This window comes from Bradyrhizobium guangdongense (assembly GCF_004114975.1).
Lineage (GTDB): Bacteria > Pseudomonadota > Alphaproteobacteria > Rhizobiales > Xanthobacteraceae > Bradyrhizobium > Bradyrhizobium guangdongense.
This window is the reverse complement of record NZ_CP030051.1, coordinates 6,885,914-6,904,590: the sequence shown is the minus strand read 5'-3', so window position 1 is coordinate 6,904,590 and position 18,677 is coordinate 6,885,914. Positions and strand designations below refer to the sequence as shown.

Annotated in this window: 18 protein-coding genes; 12 read left to right on the top strand and 6 right to left on the bottom strand. The window is 64.4% G+C overall.

The window, feature by feature from the left end; translation table 11 throughout:
• Nucleotides 1–257: 257 nt before the first annotated feature.
• The 6 genes from X265_RS33065 to X265_RS33040 are packed head-to-tail and all read left to right on the top strand — an operon-like array spanning nucleotide 258 to nucleotide 7,142.
• Nucleotides 258–2,048, top strand: coding sequence for a peptide ABC transporter substrate-binding protein (locus X265_RS33065; protein ID WP_128968617.1), 1,791 nt, complete (start codon nucleotides 258–260; stop codon nucleotides 2,046–2,048).
• Nucleotides 2,049–2,070: 22 nt separating this feature from the next.
• Complete coding sequence (locus tag X265_RS33060) at nucleotides 2,071–3,030, top strand: ABC transporter permease (RefSeq protein WP_128968616.1); 960 nt, start codon at nucleotides 2,071–2,073, stop codon at nucleotides 3,028–3,030.
• The gene (locus tag X265_RS33055; RefSeq protein ID WP_128968615.1) at nucleotides 2,996–3,913 is read left to right on the top strand and encodes an ABC transporter permease; all 918 of its coding nucleotides are present in this window, start codon (nucleotides 2,996–2,998) and stop codon (nucleotides 3,911–3,913) included. The genes X265_RS33060 and X265_RS33055 overlap by 35 nt, the downstream gene beginning before the upstream one ends.
• Nucleotides 3,913–4,908: an ABC transporter ATP-binding protein gene (locus tag X265_RS33050; protein ID WP_128968614.1), complete on the top strand. Its 996-nt coding sequence runs from the start codon at nucleotides 3,913–3,915 to the stop codon at nucleotides 4,906–4,908. The genes X265_RS33055 and X265_RS33050 overlap by 1 nt, the downstream gene beginning before the upstream one ends.
• Nucleotides 4,905–5,873 (top strand): ABC transporter ATP-binding protein, encoded by a 969-nt coding sequence (locus tag X265_RS33045; RefSeq protein ID WP_128968613.1) that lies wholly within the window; start codon nucleotides 4,905–4,907, stop codon nucleotides 5,871–5,873. The genes X265_RS33050 and X265_RS33045 overlap by 4 nt, the downstream gene beginning before the upstream one ends.
• Nucleotides 5,874–5,894: 21 nt before the next feature.
• On the top strand, nucleotides 5,895–7,142 hold the full coding sequence (locus X265_RS33040; RefSeq protein WP_244659463.1) for an MFS transporter: 1,248 nt from the start codon (nucleotides 5,895–5,897) through the stop codon (nucleotides 7,140–7,142).
• 12 nt (nucleotides 7,143–7,154) lie between these two features.
• Here the strand turns inward: X265_RS33040 and X265_RS33035 are convergent, their stop codons facing one another.
• From X265_RS33035 to X265_RS33015, 5 genes are all read right to left on the bottom strand, one after another.
• Complete coding sequence (locus X265_RS33035) at nucleotides 7,155–7,376, bottom strand: dodecin (RefSeq protein WP_128968612.1); 222 nt, start codon at nucleotides 7,374–7,376, stop codon at nucleotides 7,155–7,157.
• Between the two features lie 102 nt (nucleotides 7,377–7,478).
• Complete coding sequence (locus X265_RS33030; RefSeq protein ID WP_128968611.1) at nucleotides 7,479–8,729, bottom strand: glycosyltransferase family 87 protein; 1,251 nt, start codon at nucleotides 8,727–8,729, stop codon at nucleotides 7,479–7,481.
• Between the two features lie 122 nt (nucleotides 8,730–8,851).
• A complete protein-coding gene (locus X265_RS33025) occupies nucleotides 8,852–9,409 on the bottom strand; it encodes an HNH endonuclease (RefSeq protein ID WP_028134115.1) in 558 nt (185 codons plus the stop codon).
• A gap of 263 nt (nucleotides 9,410–9,672) precedes the next feature.
• Nucleotides 9,673–11,448: a flavin-containing monooxygenase gene (locus X265_RS33020; RefSeq protein WP_128968610.1), complete on the bottom strand. Its 1,776-nt coding sequence runs from the start codon at nucleotides 11,446–11,448 to the stop codon at nucleotides 9,673–9,675.
• A gap of 126 nt (nucleotides 11,449–11,574) precedes the next feature.
• Nucleotides 11,575–12,222, bottom strand: a complete 648-nt coding sequence (locus X265_RS33015; RefSeq protein WP_128968609.1) for a DNA-3-methyladenine glycosylase family protein — start codon at nucleotides 12,220–12,222, stop codon at nucleotides 11,575–11,577.
• A 238-nt stretch (nucleotides 12,223–12,460) separates the two neighbouring features.
• On the opposite strand from X265_RS33015, the gene gluQRS reads away from it, so the two are divergent.
• Together gluQRS and X265_RS33005 are read left to right on the top strand one after the other, a co-directional pair.
• A complete protein-coding gene (gene gluQRS, locus X265_RS33010; protein ID WP_128969500.1) occupies nucleotides 12,461–13,366 on the top strand; it encodes a tRNA glutamyl-Q(34) synthetase GluQRS in 906 nt (301 codons plus the stop codon).
• Between the two features lie 71 nt (nucleotides 13,367–13,437).
• Entirely contained in the window at nucleotides 13,438–14,718 is a 1,281-nt protein-coding gene (locus tag X265_RS33005) for an ATP-binding protein (protein ID WP_128968608.1), read from the top strand.
• Here the strand turns inward: X265_RS33005 and X265_RS33000 are convergent.
• Nucleotides 14,645–15,538 carry a YihY/virulence factor BrkB family protein gene (locus tag X265_RS33000; RefSeq protein ID WP_128968607.1) on the bottom strand — a complete coding sequence of 298 codons (894 nt, stop codon included), beginning with the start codon at nucleotides 15,536–15,538 and terminating at the stop codon, nucleotides 14,645–14,647. The genes X265_RS33005 and X265_RS33000 overlap by 74 nt on opposite strands.
• A 371-nt stretch (nucleotides 15,539–15,909) precedes the next feature.
• Here X265_RS33000 and X265_RS32995 point away from each other — a divergent pair, with 371 nt between their 5' ends.
• The 4 genes from X265_RS32995 to X265_RS32980 all read left to right on the top strand — a co-directional run bounded on the left by X265_RS32995 (nucleotide 15,910) and on the right by X265_RS32980 (nucleotide 18,515).
• Nucleotides 15,910–16,104 carry a twin transmembrane helix small protein gene (locus X265_RS32995; protein WP_128968606.1) on the top strand — a complete coding sequence of 65 codons (195 nt, stop codon included), beginning with the start codon at nucleotides 15,910–15,912 and terminating at the stop codon, nucleotides 16,102–16,104.
• Nucleotides 16,105–16,106: 2 nt separating this feature from the next.
• Nucleotides 16,107–16,679, top strand: coding sequence for a cob(I)yrinic acid a,c-diamide adenosyltransferase (locus X265_RS32990; RefSeq protein WP_128968605.1), 573 nt, complete (start codon nucleotides 16,107–16,109; stop codon nucleotides 16,677–16,679).
• A gap of 142 nt (nucleotides 16,680–16,821) precedes the next feature.
• The gene (locus tag X265_RS32985) at nucleotides 16,822–17,571 is read left to right on the top strand and encodes an electron transfer flavoprotein subunit beta/FixA family protein (RefSeq protein WP_128968604.1); all 750 of its coding nucleotides are present in this window, start codon (nucleotides 16,822–16,824) and stop codon (nucleotides 17,569–17,571) included.
• Nucleotides 17,571–18,515, top strand: coding sequence for an electron transfer flavoprotein subunit alpha/FixB family protein (locus tag X265_RS32980; protein ID WP_128968603.1), 945 nt, complete (start codon nucleotides 17,571–17,573; stop codon nucleotides 18,513–18,515). Before X265_RS32985 ends, X265_RS32980 begins: the two co-directional genes overlap by 1 nt.
• Nucleotides 18,516–18,677: the final 162 nt, after the last annotated feature.

The following is an 18,677-nucleotide window of genomic DNA, read 5'->3' as shown; positions in this document are numbered from 1 at the left end:
CCATCTCGATACTTCGTCTGATCTGAAGAACAAATTTTCCGCAGTGCAACTTGCTTTCCGGCGGATTTTGCCGCCGGAATGCCGAACTGTTGGGCTGCGAAACGAAGTTTTGCTCAACAGAAAGCCAGAAGACCGTTTGCATACACACGGTCGCAGTTGACGTGCGGCCTATTCAGTGTGCCATCTACGGCCAGTCAAAACCCGGCGGCCGTCCCGCGGCCGCCCGCATCCATACGGGAACCAGACGGGGGACAACCATGCTGGACAAAGAACTGCGTTCGATGATCGGTGACGTGAAGGACGGGCGGATGGATCGCCGCGCCTTCATCACGCGCATGGCCGCGGTCGGCCTCACCGCGCCGCTCGCCAACCAGCTCCTCTCGATCGGCGGCGTCGCCATGGCCCAGAGCCCCGCCCCCTATCCGCCGACCAAGCGTGGGGGTGGCGGTCCGCTCAAGCTGCTGTGGTGGCAGGGGCCGACCTTGCTCAATCCGCATTTCGCCACCGGCACCAAGGACCAGGACGGTTCGCGTCTGTTCTATGAGCCGCTCGCGAGCTGGGACGTCGACGGCAATCTCAATCCGATTCTCGCCGCCGAAATTCCGTCGACCGCGAATGGCGGTCTCGCAGCGGATGGCAAGTCGGTGACCTGGAAGATCAAGCCGGGCGTCAAATGGCATGACGGCAAACCGCTGACGGCCGACGATCTCGTGTTCACCTGGCAATACGCCAGCGATCCCGCTACAGCCGCCGTCTCCATCAGCACCTATGCCGACCTGACGGTCGAAAAGGTGGATGACCTGACCATCCGTATCCTGTTCAAGAATCCAACGCCGTTCTGGGCCAATGCCTTCGTCGGCGCATACGGCTGCGTCATCCCCAAACATCTGTTTGCGGAGTACAAGGGATCGAAATCCCGCGAGGCGCCGACCAACCTGGCCCCTGTCGGTACCGGCCCTTACACATTCGTCGAGTTCAAGCCGGGCGATCTGGTCCGCGGCAAACTCAATCCCGACTATCACATGCCCAATAGGCCGTATTTCGACACGATCGACATGAAGGGCGGCGGCGATGCCGTCTCCGCGGCACGCGCCGTGATCCAGACCGGAGAATTCGATTTCGCCTGGAACATGCAGGTCGAGGACGAGGTGCTGCTGCGCTTGGAGAAGGGCGGCAAAGGCAAGACGGTTTATGCCACCGGTGGCGACATCGAGTTCATCGCGATCAACTTCACCGACCCCAACACGGAAGTCGACGGAGAGCGATCGTCGATGAAGACCAAGCACCCGATCCTGTCGGATCCGAAGGTACGCAAGGCACTGGCACTCCTCGTCGACCGCGACTCGGTCAAGAAGGCGATTTACGGTCGCGCCGGACGCACCACGGCGAACTATCTCAACGGTCCCGAGAAGTTCGTCTCCAAGAACACCTCTTGGGAATTCAGCGTCGAGAAGGCGTCGAAGATGCTCGATGAGGCCGGCTGGAAAGTCGGTGCGGACGGCATCCGCGAGAAGGACGGAAAGAAGCTGAAGCTGCTCTACCAGACCTCGACCAACGGTCCTCGGCAGAAGACCCAGGCCATCGTCAAGCAGGCCTGTCAGAAAGCCGGGATCGACGTCGAACTCAAATCCGTCGTCGCCTCGGTGTTCTTCTCGTCCGACGTCGCCAACCCCGACACCTACTCGAAGTTCTATTCCGACATCGAGGAATTCCAGATTCCGATGACCCAACCGGATCCGGCCCTGCATATGAGGCGCTATGTCTCCGCCAATGTCGCCACCAAGGAGAACAAGTGGCAGGGCCCGAATTTCCCGCGTTATGTCAACAAGGAGTACGACGACGCGATTGCTGCGGCCGAGACCGAGACCGACCTGGTCAAGCGCGCGGCCCTCTACATCAAGTGCAATGACCTGTTGTGGCAGGATACCGTGTTCATTCCAGTGATGCACCGCCTGACCGTGGATGCCTGCTCCACCTCGCTGAAGCCGGTGGTCTCGGGCTGGGCCAACAGGACCGACAACATCCAGGACTGGTACCGGGAGGCTTGATCGTAGGCCCGGATCCTCCGCGATGAGCCAGTATGTCCTGCGCCGCCTTCTGATTGCCGTTCCGAGCCTGCTGGCGATTTCGCTTGTCCTGTTCGTCGTCCTGGCGCTTGCGCCAGGCGACCCCTTCAGCGACCTCGCGACCAACCCGAACGTGCCGCCCGAAGTGCAAGCCGCGCTTCGGGCGAAGTTCGGCCTCGATGATCCGATCTATCTCCGCTACCTGCACTGGCTCAACGCCATGCTGCACGGCGACTGGGGCTTTTCCTTCGTCAGCCGGATGAATGTCGACACGCTCATCCTGCAGCGCCTGCCGGCCACGCTCTATGTGATCGGCTCGGCGCAGATCCTGGCGCTGCTGATCGCGATTCCCGTCGGCGTCTATGCGGCGACGAAGCCCTATTCGCTGTTCGATCAGATCGCGAACACGCTCGCCTTCGTCGGCTTCTCGCTGCCGACCTTCTTCACCGGCATCCTGTTCATCTTGATCTTCTCGGTCACGCTGGACTGGCTGCCTTTCGTCTATTCTACCGACATCAAGGCGACCGGCATCCACTGGGTGCTCGAGATGATCCGACAGGCGATCATGCCGGTGGCGGTGCTCGGCCTGTTTCAGGCGGCCTCGATGACGCGCTTTGTGCGCTCGGCGATGCTCGACGTCATCCGCCTCGACTACGTTACCACGGCGCGCGCCAAGGGCCTCGGCCAGACCAAGGTCATCGTCAAACATGTGATGCGCAACGCCATGATCCCCGTCGTCACTCTGATCGCGTTGCAGATGCCGGCGGTGTTCGGCGGCGCCATCGTCACCGAGCAGATATTCCGTATTCCCGGCATCGGCTCGCTCCTTATCTCCTCAATCCTTTCCAACGACACGCCGGTCGTGATGGCCGTCACCTTCGTTTTCGCGTGCCTCGTCGTGCTGTTCAATCTCATCGCGGACGTCCTTTATGGCTGGCTTGACCCTCGCATCTCCCTCCGCTGAGCGGGGCGTCTACTCGCCCTGGCGCGAGTCGTGGCGGCGCTACAGCCGCCACCGCCTCGCCGTCATCAGCGCCTTCCTGCTGCTCATTCTGATTCTGGCGGTGGTGGTCGGTCCCTTCATCTGGCGCGTCAAGATCAACGACATCGACATCGTAGCGGGCTTGCAGGGGCCCTCGCTCGCCCACCCCTTCGGCACCGACGATCTCGGCCAGGATATCCTGGCGCGCATGATCTATGGCGGGCGCATCTCGCTCGCAGTCGGATTGGCTGCAATGCTGGTGTCGGTGTTCATCGGCACGCTGATCGGCGCGCTGGCCGGCATGTCGCGCGGCGCGCTGGGGCACGGATTGATGTGGCTGACCGACCTCTTCCTGTCCTTGCCGCAACTGCCGCTGCTGCTGCTGCTGATCTATCTCTTCCGCGACGGGCTGAAGCAAGTGTTCGGGCCAGAGGGCGGCATCTTCATCCTGATCGTGCTCGTGATCGGCGGCCTGCGCTGGATGCCGGTGGCGCGTCTCGTCCGCGCCCAGTTCCTGTCGATCCGCGAGAAGGAGTTCGTAGAGGCCGCGCGTGCCCTCGGTGCGAGCCCGGTGCGACAGGTGGTGAGGCACATCCTGCCCAATGCGCTCGGTCCGGTGATCATCGCCGGCACCATCGACGTTGCCGCCGCGATCATCGCGGAATCGACGCTGTCCTTCCTCGGTCTCGGCTTTCCGCCTGATACCCCGACCTGGGGGCGGCTGCTGTTCGATGCCAAGGATTTTCTCGATATCGGCCCGCATTGGGCGCTGTTCCCGGGCGGCGCGATCTTCATCGCGGTGGTTGCCATCAACTTCATCGGCGACGGTCTGCGTGACGCGCTCGATGCGCGACGGGTGATCTGATGGCGCCGCTGCTCGAGATCAAGGGACTGAAGACCCACTTCTCCACCGATGACGGCATCCTGCAGGCCGTCGACGGCGTCGACATCACCATCAACAAGGGCGAGACGCTTTGCGTCGTCGGCGAATCCGGCTGCGGCAAGACCGTCACCGCGATGTCGATCCTGAAGCTGATCGCAATGCCGCCGGGCCGCATCGCGGCCGGCGAGATCATCTTCGAGGGTCGCGATCTGGTGCCGCTGACGAGCAACCAGCTCGACGAGATCAGGGCCAAGGAGATCGGCTTCATCTTCCAGGAGCCGATGACCTCGCTGAACCCGGTGCTCACCATCGGCGAGCAGATCGCCGAGAGCCTGCGCCGGCACGAGGCCGTGACCAGGAAGCAGGCGCTCGATCGGACCATCGAGATGCTGAAGCTGGTGCAGATCCCGAACGCCGAAGGCCGCGTGCACCATTATCCGCACCAGTTCTCCGGCGGCATGCGCCAGCGCGTGATGATCGCGATGGCGCTCGCCTGCAGGCCCAAGCTCGTCATCGCCGACGAGCCGACCACCGCGCTCGACGTCACCATCCAGGCGCAGATCCTCGACCTGCTCCAGGACATGAAGGAGCGCTTCGGCATGGCGGTGATGCTGATCACCCATGCCATGGGCGTCGTCGCCGAGACCGCGCAGCGCGTCGTCGTGATGTATGCAGGCAAGGTGGTGGAGGAGGCCGGCGTCGACGCTCTGTTCGCCGATCCGCGCCATCCCTATACGCAGGGCCTGATCCGCTCGATCCCGCGCATCGATCTCGACAGCGAGCACAAGACGCGGCTCGAGGCGATCGGCGGCTCGGTGCCGATCCTGATCAATCCGCCGGTCGGCTGCCGCTTCGCGCCGCGCTGCAAGTTCGCCATGAACGTCTGCATCGAGAAGGAGCCGCGGCTGCGCGAGATCGCTCCCGGCCATCGCATGGCTTGTCATCTCGGCGATGCGCAAGTGGGAGGCGCGACATGAGCGAGCCCTTGCTCCGCGTCAGCGGTCTGAAGAAATATTTCCCCGTGCTCGGCGGCCTGCTGTCGCGCCAGGTCGGCAGCGTCTATGCGGTCGACGGGGTCTCGTTCTCGGTCAACCGTGGCGAAACGCTTGGCCTCGTCGGCGAATCCGGTTGCGGCAAGTCGACCACGGGGCGCTGCGTGCTGCGCCTGATCGAGCCGACCGACGGCGAAGTCGTGTTCGACGGCCAGGACGTGCGTCAGCTCGGCGGCAACGATCTGCGCGCGATGCGGCGGAACATGCAGCTCGTGTTCCAGGATCCGTTCGCATCGCTCAATCCGCGCATGACGGTCGGCTCGATCCTCGGCGAGGCCTTCACCATCCACAATCTCGCCTCCAGTGCCAAGGAGCGTGAGGAGCGCGCCGCAGGATTGCTGGTCAAGGTCGGCCTGAAGGCCGAGCATATGCGGCGCTATCCGCACGAATTCTCCGGCGGTCAGCGCCAGCGCATCGTGATCGCGCGGGCGCTCGCGGTCGAGCCCAAGCTGATCGTCTGCGACGAGCCGGTGTCCGCTCTCGATGTCTCGATCCAGGCGCAGGTCATCAATCTCCTGGAAGATCTCCAGGCCGAGATGAATCTCACCTATCTGTTCGTGGCGCACGACCTCTCGGTGGTCGAACACATCTCCGACCGGGTCGCGGTGATGTATCTCGGCCGCATCGTCGAGCTTGCGAAGGCGAGCGATCTCTATCGCAATCCGCAGCATCCCTACACGAAGGCGCTGCTCTCTGCGGTGCCGGTGCCCGATCCCAAGCTCAAGCGCAATCGCATCCGCCTCAAGGGCGACGTGCCGAGCCCGATGAAGCCGCCGTCGGGCTGCCATTTCCACACCCGCTGCCCGATCGCCCAGCCGCGCTGCGCCGAGGCCGCACCGGAGCTGAAGGAAGGCGCGGGCGGACATTTCGTGGCGTGCCATCTGGCCTGAGCTGACGCAAAGGGGAAAGGTATGAGCCAGGCACAGGATGCAACTCTCGGCGCGATTGATATGGCCGCGACGGATCGCGACGCGGCGGCGCGGCGGGCGCTGTGGGGGTCGGCGCTCGGCTACGCCATGGATGGGTTCGATCTTCTCATCCTCGGCTTCATGCTGACCGCGATTTCGAAAGATCTTCATCTCACGCAGCCGCAGGCGGCCTCGCTGGTGACGGGGACGCTGGTCGGCGCGGTGGTCGGCGGCTTTATCTTCGGCATGCTGTCGGACCGGCTTGGCCGCGTCCGGGTTCTGACCTGGAGCATCGTGCTGTTCGCGGTCTTCACCGGCCTATGCGCATTGGCGCAAGGCTATTGGGACCTGCTGACCTACCGGGCCATCGCCGGTATCGGTCTTGGCGGCGAATTCGGCATCGGCATGGCGCTGGTGGCCGAAGCGTGGCCTGCTGCCAAGCGCGCGCGGGCGACTTCCTATGTCGGGCTTGGCTGGCAGTTCGGCGTGCTCACGGCGGCGCTGGTGACGCCCGTCCTGTTGCCGATCATCGGCTGGCGCGGGATGTTTGCGCTCGGCGTGTTTCCGGCGGTGATCGCCTACGTGATCCGGCGCAAGCTGCACGAGCCTGACGTCTTCATCGCGCACAAGGCGAAGGCGGCAGATAGCGGCTCGTCGCTTCGCGCGCTCGTGGCCGACGCCGAGACGACCAGGATCGGCATGGGGATGATCATCCTCTGCTCGGTGCAGAACTTCGGCTATTACGGCATCATGATCTGGCTGCCGAATTATCTCTCGACGCGGTTCGGTTATGGCCTGACGCAATCGGCGGTCTGGACCGCAGTCACGATTGCCGGCATGGCGCTCGGCATTTTCCTGTTCGGCCATGCGGCCGATCGCTTCGGCCGCCGTGCGGCGTTCCTGACCTATATGCTCGGCGCGGCCGTCATGGTGGTGGTCTACTCGCAGCTGACGACGGCTGGTGCGCTGCTGGTCGGCGGGGCCGTAATGGGCTTCTTCGTCAACGGCATGCTCGGCGGCTACGGCGCGCTGATGAGCGAGCTTTATCCGACCGCGGCGCGCGCAACCGCTCAGAACGTGTTCTTCAACATCGGACGGGCGGTTGCAGGCTTCGGCCCGCTGGTGGTCGGCATCGTCAGCGCAGCCTACGGCTTTCCGACCGCGATCGCGGGGCTTGCGTTGCTCTACCTGATCGACATCGTATCGCTGCTCGTGCTGATCCCGGAGCGCCGCGGCGTCGATCTCGCCTGACGTCAAATTCGTTCACCCTTCCAGTGTGAAGCCGACGCGCAGCGTCACCTGGTAGTGACGCACGGCGCCGTTCTCGATGTGGCCGCGCGTCTGCACCACCTCGAACCATTTCATCTCGCGGACGGTCTTGGAGGCACGGCTGATCGCGTTCTTGATGGCGTCCTCGATCGAGCTTTCCGACGATCCCACCAGTTCCAGTATCTTGTAGACATGGTCCTTCTCGGCAGTGGCCATCGCGAGCCTCCCTCGGTTGCGCTGCGGCGTTTGCCGTCGCGTCGAGTCTGAACGGGCACCGGTCGATCCGGTTCCCCCGCGATACCTATGCGCGCGCGAAGCTTACGCGGGCTCGCCGTGCAGGCGGACTGCCGCGGGCCTAGCCTCGCGCCGCAGGACCCATAGCAGCATGGCGAGCACCGCCATCAGCGCGAATCCTCCGACGGCCGGCGTCAGGGAGCGCTCCAGGCCGCCCGCAGCGACGTTCTCTGCGGACAGTCGCGCCGACTGCAGCAGCCCGTAGGCGTTGGCCAGCAGGAGGAGGGCGTAGATCGCGCCGCGCTGGCGCGGGCTTGCCAGGCCGGCAAGGTCGGGAATGAGCAGCGCAAGCCCGATCCCGACGATCGGCAGGTCATAGTCATAGGCGTAGGGGCTGATCATCACGGACGCGACCGCGACAATGCCGAGCGCGAAGCGGGTCGACGGTCCGCGCGCGATCGCAAACGCGACGGCGACGAGCGCCAAGACCGCCGTGGCCACCTGTCCCCAGAACGCGCCGGCAGGCGGCAGGCCGGCCGTGTACAAGGCCGCGTAAGCCGAGATCATCCGGAACAGCTGATAACGGCCTTCCTCGAGATAGCTGGCGGCTTCGTGGATGCTGCCGAGCCAGGCGAGCCAGATCTGCGGACCGAAGGCGAGGGTGCAGGCGAGCGAACTTGCGATCACGACGATTGCGGCGGTCAGCACCGCCGGCCAGCGGCGCGTCAGCAGCATGTAGATGCCGGCTGCAATGGCGAGGTGAGGCTTGATGACCATGAGGCCGAGCGCGAGGCCTGACAGCACCGGCCGTCGCTCCGCGTTGATGCAGACCAGCCCGATCAGCGCGCCGGTCAAAAGCCCGTTCTGGCCGATACCGATCGTGATTGCGATGGCCGGAAAAAAGACGACGAGCACGAGGGCGAAATTGCGTCCCGCGACGACGCGCAGCGTCATCAGATAGGCAGCCAATGTGATCGTCGTGAAGAGAAAATAGGCGGCCCAGCCCGGCAGGAATGCGAGGGGTGCAACGAGGAGGTCGAATTGCGGCGGGTAGGTCCAGGGCATGACACCGGTGGTGCCGCCTGCGGCCGCCATCTGCATCTTCGTGAACGAGGCGAACTGATAGGCCAGATCGAGATCGCCGAGCCAGATCCGCTGCGCGACAATGTGGAAGGCGCCGAAGTCCGCGGTCTGGCCGCCGTACCAGAGGCCGCCTTCGAAGAAGCGCAACGTCTTGAAAGCGAGGATGGCCAGCAGCAGCGCAAGGATGGCGCAGACATAGATCGCCCGTCTCCGCGGCGAGGCCTGGATCTGCTCCAATGTAGCGGTGAGCATCGGTTTGCTAATCTCTCGGGGACGGCATGGCGCCGATCCGCCGGTGAGATTGCGGATTGAATCTTAAGGTCCGGTAACGAAACGCTAAGGATTCGGCAGCGCCGCCACCCGTCCTTGCCCGGCTATGGATCCAGCTCCGTATCCCAGTAGAGATAGTCCAGCCAGCTGTCGTGCAGATAGTTCGGCGGAAACAGGCGGCCGTTGCGGTGGAGCTGGTGCACGGTCGGCGCGAATGCGTTCTGGCGCGGAAACATCTTGGCCTGTGCGGGCGTGAGATTGCCCTTGCGCAGGTTACAGGGCGAGCACGCCGCGACCACATTCTCCCAGGTGGTCTGGCCGCCTTTGCTGCGCGGGATGATGTGATCGAAAGTGAGGTCTTCGGGCGAGCCGCAATATTGGCAGGCGAAACGATCGCGCAGGAAGACGTTGAACCGGGTGAAGGCGGGATGGGTGGTCGGCTTGACGAAGGATTTGAGCGAGACCACGCTCGGCAGCTGCATTTGCAGCGTGGGACTGTGAACCGCCTGATCGTAATGGGCTACGATATTGACGCGGTCGAGGAACACCGCCTTGATCGCGTCCTGCCACGACCACAGAGACAGTGGGTAGTAACTCAGCGGCCGGAAGTCCGCATTCAGCACCAACACCGGCCAACTGCCTTGCGAGACATGTGCGTTCAAGTAACGCTCCCGGCCTCCAATATACGCTGCGAAGCAGCATGTACTGACATACTACATGCAGCGTGACGGGATTGTGAAGCCCGTTGAGCGACTTATTCAGGCGCAAGCAATGCGGCGGCGGGGTGGCAAAGCGCTTAAAAACCACGTGATGTCAGGACGGACGCTGGCCACATCGGAACCACGGGGGCGGCCGCCGGTACTTTATTCCCGAACTCGCTCCAGCTTCTGCAAGCACCGCATCGCGCGCACCAATGAGGGCGGGCTCAAGCGGTGTGCGCCTCACGTGGCAGGATCCCTTCCTCGATCGCCTTGATCTGCAGCGCGAGGAATTTCGAGTTGATGCGGCATTGGGCAAGGCTGCCGGCGATGAACCACAGGCCGGGCTGCTCCGTGCGCGCGTACATGTTGCGCAGCTCAAAACCGTCGCCAAAGCCCCAGATCGGGCCGACACGGTCGGCGACGGCATCGCCGAACAGCTTTCGCACCAGATATTCCTGCGTCTTGTAGCCGGTGGCGAGCACGATGAGATCAGCCGGAATGGCGCTACCATCCTTCATCTGCAGGCCATCGGCCGTGAAGCTCTCGATGTCCCCGAACTGCTTCAGCTTGATCGCACCCTCGACGATCAGGTTGGAGCAGCCGACGTTGAAATAGTAACCACCGCCGCGGGTGAGGTATTTGAACTGCCAGCCGGTGCCGGCCTCGCCGAAGTCGAGTCTGAAGCCGACGCGGCGGAGGCCATCGAGCAGTTCCTTGTCGAGTTCCTTCGACTGCTCGGTCAGCATCACATGCGTCTTCCTGGCGAGCGGCGTCGGCATCGAGGCTGCGATCAGATCGTTATCCTCCAGCGTCCCCTCGTTGTATGTCGCATAAGCCAGCTGCGCCGACGGCTCGATATTGGTGACGAGTGTCGGCGAGCGTTGCACCAGGATTACCTCGGCGCCGCTGGAATAGAGATCCTGCGCGATATCGTGACCACTGTTGCCGGTGCCGATGACGACGGCGCGCTTGCCGGTCCAGTTCTCGCCATCCTCGTAGCGGCTCGAGTGCACGAGTATACCCTTGAAGCGATCCAGGGTCGGAATGTCGGGGATGTTCGCGATGCCGCTGACGCCGGTCGCCATCACCACATGGCGCGGATGCATGGTGCGCTTGCTGCCGTCGGCGCGGCGCAGCGTCACCGTCCAGTGGCCCTTGGCCTCGTCATAGGTGCCGCCTTCGAACTCGGTGCCGGTCCAGAAATTCAGCTCCATCGCATCGACGTAAGCTTCGAACCAGTTGGCGAGCTTGTCCTTTGGGATGTAGGTCGGCCAGCTCGGCGGGAACGGCATGTAGGGCATGTGATTGACCTGCACCTGGTTGTGCAGGGTGAGCGCGTGATAGCGCTTGCGCCAGACGTCGCCGATCCGCGGCCATCGATCGATGATCAGGGTATCGACCTGCAGCTGCTTCAGCCGCGCTGCGATTGCAAGTCCGGCCTGGCCGCCGCCGACCACAAGCACGACCGGATCGCGATCGGCATAGTTGCGCGAGGCCTCGCGCAGATCGTGCCAGTTCGGCCCGCGAAAGTCGCGCGAATAGGCCTGTCCCCGCGGCCGAAATGTGCCGAGCTGTTCTTCGAACTCCTTGAGCTCCTCGAGCGCTGTGAGCAGCGTCCATGCCTTCAGGTGGTTGCCATCGGCGGCATCGGGCGCGAGACGCACGATGCCGCTGCCGCGGCCAATAGCGGTCTCGAAACTGAAGATCGCCTCGATCGTGTTCGTGCCGGCGCGGCGCACCCAACGCGGTGCGGCGCGGTTCGCCGAGATCCTCAACCTCGCCGGCACAGCCATGGGCGCGAGCGTGGCCAGCGCCCGTGCAATCGTCTCGCGGCCGGCAAGCGTTTGCAGGTTCCAGCTCAGCGCGAGAGCGTCGCGCCAAAAGCTCTCTGCAAGGAAGAGTCGGTCCAGCGCCCCACCATCCGGCTTGCCCAGCGTGCGCTCGAGCTCATCGAGCCAGGCTTGCGCGACGGCGGAAATATCCTCGGTCTTGTCCAGCATGCGCGACCTCGTGGCCGTCTTCGCGGCGTTTCCCTGAAGTCGAGGCTATACCGGATCAGTCCACGTCAACAGCGCTTTGCCGGTGCGCGCCTGCATGTCGCCCTGCTCAGGCGGAATAGGCTCTGGTCATGTCGACAGCACGCCCTCGCGCTTTTTGACCGCGCGGTAGTAGCTCCACCATAGATGCGCCGCGGCGCCGCGCAGGGGGCGCCAGGGTTCGGCGAGCGGCGCCATCTGCTTTTCCGTCGGCCGCGTCTTCAGATCGAATCCGATCTTGATGCCCTCCTGCACCGCGAGATCGCCGGCCGGCCAGGCATCGCCGTGGCCGAGGCAAAACAAGAGATAGACGTCGGCCGTCCAAGGTCCGATGCCCGGCAGTGAGATCAGCGTGTGATGTGCAGCGTCGGCGTCTTCTTCGGCGAGCACCTCGAGATTCAGCCGCTCGGCGATGATCTCGCGCGCGAGATGTTTCAGCGTCTTGATCTTGGCCGCGGAGAGGCCGAGCCGCCCCAAACGGTCGGTGCGGGCGCGTCGCACCGCCTCATGGTCGAACGGATCGAACGCGGCCGACAGCCGCCCCCAGATCGCGGCCGCGCTTGCGGTCGAAAGCTGCTGCCCGCAGACGATATGGGCAAGCCCGGCAAAGCCCGGCTCACGCCGCCGCAACGCCGGCATGCCCGCGATCTCCAGCACGGGCTTGAGGCGCGGATCGCGCCTGACCAGTGTGTGGATCGCTTCTTCGAGGTCAGACTGGGTCTGGAGGTGGATGGTCATTGCAATTCGGTCAGCTCTCTCCGACGTCATGGCCGGGCTTGACCGGCTTGACCCGGCCTCGAATATCTTACTCCGTCTTTCCGGGGCGATGCGACTGGATCGCGCACAGCGCGACGCCGGAGCATCGAACCCGGAATCTCGAGATTCTCAGGAGCGCAATCGCGCTCCACGTTCGTCCTGTCGACCGCCCCGGAATGACGGCTGCGCGCTCAGGCCCGGCCATGACGAGATTCACTTGATGGTACCACCCGTTTTCCGATTTGCCCCCAGCCCCAACGGTTACCTGCATCTCGGCCACGCTTATTCGGCGCTACTGAACTTCGGCCGCGCGCGCGAGACCGGCGGACGGCTGTTGCTGCGGATCGAAGATATCGATGCAACACGCTGCCGGCCGGAATATGAGACAGCCATCTACGAGGACCTCGCCTGGCTGGGAATCACCTGGAATGTGCCGGTGCGGCGACAGTCGGAGCATCTGGCCGATTATCGCGCCGCGCTGGAAAAACTCTCCGCGCTCGGGCTCGTCTATCCCGCCTTCGAAAGCCGCGCCGAGATCGCAAGGCTTGTCTCGGCGCGTGAGGCGGATGGCCCGTGGCCGCGCGATCCCGATGGCGCTCCACTCTATCCGGGCAATGCCCGGTCGCTCTCCACGGACGAGCGCCGCCGAATGATCGCTTCAGGCGCGCCTTACGCATTGCGTCTCGACATGGCAGCGGCCTGCGGGCGCGTCGCCGGCCTGACTTGGAACGAGTTGGGCGAGGACCCGGATGGCGAGCGCGGTAGGGTCGCCGCGCGCCCCGAGGTGTGGGGCGACGTCATTCTTGCCCGCAAGGAGACGCCGACCAGCTACCATCTATCCGTGGTGCTCGATGATGCGCTTCAGGGCGTGAGCGAGATCGTGCGCGGCCAGGACCTGTTTCACGCCACCTCGGTGCACCGCCTGCTCCAGGCCCTGCTTGGGCTGCCTGAGCCTGCCTACCGCCATCACCGCCTGATTCGCGATGGCGAGGGGCGGAAGCTGTCGAAATCGGATCAGGCGACCGGTCTGCGCGAACTGCGCGCAGCCGGGGTGACGCCGGCCGGCATCTGCCAGTTGGTGGGATTAGGTCAAGTTTCTCTGGGGGTTAGCCAAACGCCGCCGTGACTCCAGGGGTTCCCCCGTGCCATGCTCAGCCAATAGTCCGGGGTTCGAAGCGGGTACTTCGAAGGGAATTTATGGCGGCGAAAACGCGCCCAGCACGCACCATGCGGACGTCGAGGCGGGCCCCTGGAAAGGGGGCTCGGCCAGCCGGCAAGGTGCGCAAGCGCAGCACCAAGGCGGTTGCACCCGACGTGGTCCAGGCCGCGCTGGCGGCCTTTGCCCACGAGGTCCGTACACCCCTGACCGGCATTCTGGCGATCAGCGACCTGCTGTCGACTTCAGATCTGGGGGAGCGGGAACGGCGCTGGGCCGACACGATCAAGGCCGGTGCCGAGCATCTGGCCAACCTCGCCACGCTGTTCGTCGATGCTGCCAAGACCGGAAACAGGGCGGCCAAGGCCGGCGGGATACTGCGTCAGGATCTGTTCGACCTGCGGGCGCTCGCCCGCAGCACCGGCGATTCGCTGGCTGGGCGCGCCGCCGCCAAAGGTCTCCAGGCTGAAGTCGAGATCTCCGACAAGCTTCCGGGCCTCGTGGTCGGTGATCCCGTCCGCCTCCGCGCTGCGCTCGAGAACCTGATCGACAATGCAGTCAAATTCACCGAGCAGGGCGGCGTGGCGATCTCGGCGGTGCCCTGGAGTTCCAAGGGCAGGGCAGGCAGCACTGCCAAGGCCAGGGATAAACGCCGGGTCGGTGTCGCCTTCTCGATCTCCGACAGCGGCATCGGCCTGACCATGGCCGAGATCAAGCGGCTGTTTCGTCCGTTCACGCAGGCCAATGTCACCATCGCTTCGCGCTTCGGCGGCGCAGGGCTCGGTTTGTCCTCGGTGAAGCAGCTGGCCCGCGCGATGGGCGGCGATATCACGGTCGCGCCGCGCCGTGGGGGCGGCGCCACTTTCACGCTGACGGTCACGCTCGACGCGGCAGGGCCGGCGAAGCCGCGAAAGCCCGATGGAGACGAGGCCGACGCGCTGGTGTCGCTACGCGTGCTCAGCGTCGAGGACAATCCGTTCGGCCGTGTCGTGCTCAACACGATCTTGACCGAGCTCGGACATCATGCCGAGTTCATCGGGCGCGGCGAGGATGTGGTCGGCCGGCTTACGCAAGGCGGCTTCGACGCGGTGCTGATGGACATGGTGTTGCCGGGGATCGACGGCGTCGAGGCTATCCGGCGGATCCGCAAGATGCAGATGCCGCTGGCTCAGATCCCGATCATCGGCGTGTCCGGCCGCGGCGAGGACGAGGCGGCCTCGCGCGAGGCCGGCGCCGACGCCTTCCTGCTCAAGCCTGTGTCTCCGCGGGCTTTAGCGACTGCGCTGCTTGAAGCGACACGCCGTGAGGAAGCCGTGACTTGATGATCGCAGCGTTGAGCTCGCCGCCGTAAACGAAGATCGCGGCGATGAAATACAGGAACACCAGCGCGATGATCACCGAGGCAAGCCCCGCATACATCGTGACGTAATTGTTGGCGAAGCGCGCCAGATACTGGCCGAACACGACGCCTGAGATCAGCGATGCCACCATGGTGAAGACGATGCCGGGCAGGATCTGGAGGAAGCTGCGGCGCCCCGCCGGCAACCAGGCATGCAGGATGAACAGCGCCACCACCAGCGCGCCGATGGTGATGCCGTAGCGCAACCAGGTCAAGATGCTCTCGTTGGATTCGACGAACAGCGGAATGTGTCGCCGCGCCGCCTCGATGATGAGCGGGCCGAGCACGATCAGGAACGCCATGGCGAGCGCCGTGAAGGCGGCGACCAGCGTGTAGCCGATCGACTCCAGCCGCAGCCAATACCAGCGCCGCATCTCCACCACCGCATAGGCGCGGTTGAGCGCGACCCTGAGTGCCTCGACGCCGTTCGAGGCAAAATAGACCGATAGCACTGCGCCGACGGTCAGCACGCCGGAGCGGGTGGTGGTCAGCACGTCGTGGACTTCGCCCGAAATCGAATCGGCGACCTGCTTGGGCCAGACCTGAAGCATCAGGCTGGCGGCCTGGTCGGCGAGCTCCTTGGAGCCGAAGAAGCCGGCCAGCGACGTCAGCACGATCAGGAACGGGAAGAGCGCCATCAGCGTCGACAGCGCGATGTGGCTCGCGATCGCCCAGCCGTCGTCGGCGAGGAATGTGTAGAAGGCGTCCTCCACGACGCAGTAGATGGTGCGGATGGCTTTCACGGCGTGCCCCAGAGCAATGTTGCTCTTGCTCCGCTTGCGGCCTGCCTTCGCCTCGCCCCGCTTGCGGGGAGAGTCCCCCTCACCCGCCGCGCGTGCCGCGCGCCGGCCTCTCCCCGCAAGCGGGGCGAGGCGAACAGGATGAGGCATGCGCGCAAATCGGAAATCATGCCTCCAGCTTCTGATATTCTCGGCCCAAAAGCCAGATCGCGAAGCGCCTCGCCGTCATTCCGGGGCGCGCGCAAGCGCGAGCCCGGAATCCATTGGCCGCGACGCAATTGGAGGAATGGATTCCGGGCTCGATGCCTCGCATCGCCCAGGAATGACGGTGGTGAGAGATGGCGCACCGCCGCACACGGTGTTATCACCCCCAAATGGCATCTCTCCTTGGTACTTTCATCCTGCCGATTGCTGTGGCCGCCGTGGCGGTGGTGCTGCTGCTCGGCCTCGTCAACATGATGCGTGGCGGCTCGCCCAACACCTCGCAGAAACTGATGCGCTGGCGCGTGCTGCTTCAGTTCGTGGCCATCGTCATCGCCATGATCGCGGTCTGGGCGATGGGGCGCTGAACATGGTCGTGCTCAACCGCATCTATACCAAAACCGGTGACGACGGCACGACAGCGCTCGGAACCGGTGAGCGCCGTCCGAAATATGATTTGCGTATCGCCGCCTACGGCACGGTCGACGAGACCAACGCCGCGATCGGTGTGGTGCGCCTTCACACCAAGGATGCGCCCGATCTCGATGCCATGCTCGGCCGCATCCAGAACGATTTGTTCGATCTCGGCGCCGATCTTGCGGTGCCCGAACGGGAAGGCAAGGCGGAACGACTGCGGGTGGTGGCGAGCCAGGTCGAGCGGCTCGAGCACGACATCGATGCGCTCAACGACAAGCTCGCGCCGCTCACCTCTTTCGTGCTTCCGGGAGGAACGCCGGCCGCCGCCTACCTCCATGTCGCCCGCACGATTTGCCGCAGGGCGGAACGCGTGATGGTGGAACTGGCTGCCCAACCCGGCGAGTCCGTGGGCGCCGCTGGCATTCAATATATGAATCGCCTCTCGGACTTCCTGTTCGTGGCCAGCCGCACCGCTAACCATAACGGCGCCGGCGACGTGCTCTGGGTTCCGGGGCAGAACCGCTGAGCCCGGGGGCGCGGACCCCATTGAGATCAGCACTCCTGGGGCCTAAAAATAGACCCCTTCGCGCGTTGACCGGGCCGGATCAGGCCTTTAGGTTCCGCGCCAGTTGAATAACCCCCCTCCCAAATTGTGTGAAAGAGGATCGATGAAGGTCTTAGTGCCGGTAAAGCGGGTGGTCGATTACAACGTCAAGGTTCGCGTCAAGGGCGACGGATCGGGCGTTGAACTCGCCAACGTCAAGATGTCCATGAATCCGTTCGACGAGATCGCGGTCGAGGAAGCGCTGCGCTTGAAGGAAGCCGGCAAGGCGACCGAAGTCGTGGTGGTCTCCATTGGACCGGCGCAGGCGTCGGAGACGATCCGCACGGGTCTGGCCATGGGCGCCGATCGCGGCATCCTTGTGAAGGCCGAGGGCACCGTCGAGCCGCTCGCGGTCGCCAAGATCCTGAAGAAGGTTGCTGAAGAAGAGCAGCCCGGCCTGATCATCCTCGGCAAGCAGGCGATCGACGACGACTCGAACCAAACAGGCCAGATGCTGGCCGCGCTGCTCGGCTGGTCGCAAGCGACCTTCGCCTCGAAGCTCGAGGTCGAAGGAAGCGACTTCAAGGTCACGCGCGAAGTCGACGGCGGCCTGCAGACCGTGAAGCTGAAGGGACCTGCGATCGTCACCACCGATCTTCGCCTCAACGAGCCGCGCTATGCTTCTCTGCCGAACATCATGAAGGCCAAGAAGAAGCCGATCGCGGAGAAGACCGTCGCCGATACCGGCGTCGATGTCACCGCGCGCCTCGAGGTTCTCAAGACGACTGAACCGGCCGGCCGCAAGGCAGGCGTCAAGGTCAAGGACGTCGCCGAGTTGGTGTCGAAACTCAAGAACGAAGCCGGGGTGCTCTGATGACGACGCTTCTGATTGCCGAACACGACAACGCCTCGCTCAAGGATGCGACCAACAAGGCCCTGACCGCGGCCGCCGCGCTCGGCGCTGATGTCGAAATCCTGGTCGCCGGCCAGAACGCCAAGGCCGCGGCGGATGCCGCTGCCAAGCTCGCTGGCGTCAAGAAGGTGCTGCTCGCCGAGGGCGAGACCTACGCGCACGATCTCGCCGAGCCGCTGGCCGCGCTGATCGTCTCGCTGGCTCCGTCCTATGACGCCATCGTCGCGCCCGCGACCTCGCGCTTCAAGAACGTGATGCCGCGCGTCGCCGCCCTGCTCGACGTCATGCAGGTCTCGGAGATCATCAAGGTGGTCGCGCCCGACACCTATGAGCGTCCGATCTATGCCGGCAATGCCATCCAGACGGTGAAGTCGAAGGACCCCAAGAAGGTCATCACGGTCCGCACCTCGACCTTCGCCGCTGCCGGCGAGGGTGGCAGCGCGCCGGTCGAGACCGTTGCGGCGGCCGCCGACCCGGCCCTGTCGACCTTCGTCGGCGAGGAAGTCGCCAAGAGCGACCGTCCGGAGCTGACCTCGGCCAAGATCATCGTCTCCGGCGGCCGTGCCATGCAGAGCCGTGAGAACTTCGCCAAGTACATCGAGCCGCTCGCCGACAAGCTCGGCGCCGGCGTCGGTGCCTCGCGCGCGGCGGTCGACGCCGGCTATGCGCCGAACGACTGGCAGGTCGGCCAGACCGGCAAGGTGGTGGCCCCCGAGCTCTATGTCGCGGTGGGCATTTCCGGCGCGATCCAGCATCTGGCCGGCATGAAGGACTCCAAGGTGATCGTCGCGATCAACAAGGACGAGGACGCGCCGATCTTCCAGGTCGCCGATTACGGCCTGGTCGCCGACCTCTACCAGGCGGTTCCTGAGCTGACCGCCGAACTCGCCAAGCTCGGCAAGTAAAAGCCGTTCAAAACACCGGCCGGAGGTATAAACTCCGGCCGGTGTTTCATTTCTGAGGCGTTTTCTTTGGCGTGGGGCGCGCCTGGAAGGCGATCCAATCTAGGTTTCGAGCCAGGATTCTGATCTAATCGAGTTTCTGATTGGATTGGTCCTCCCGGCTCA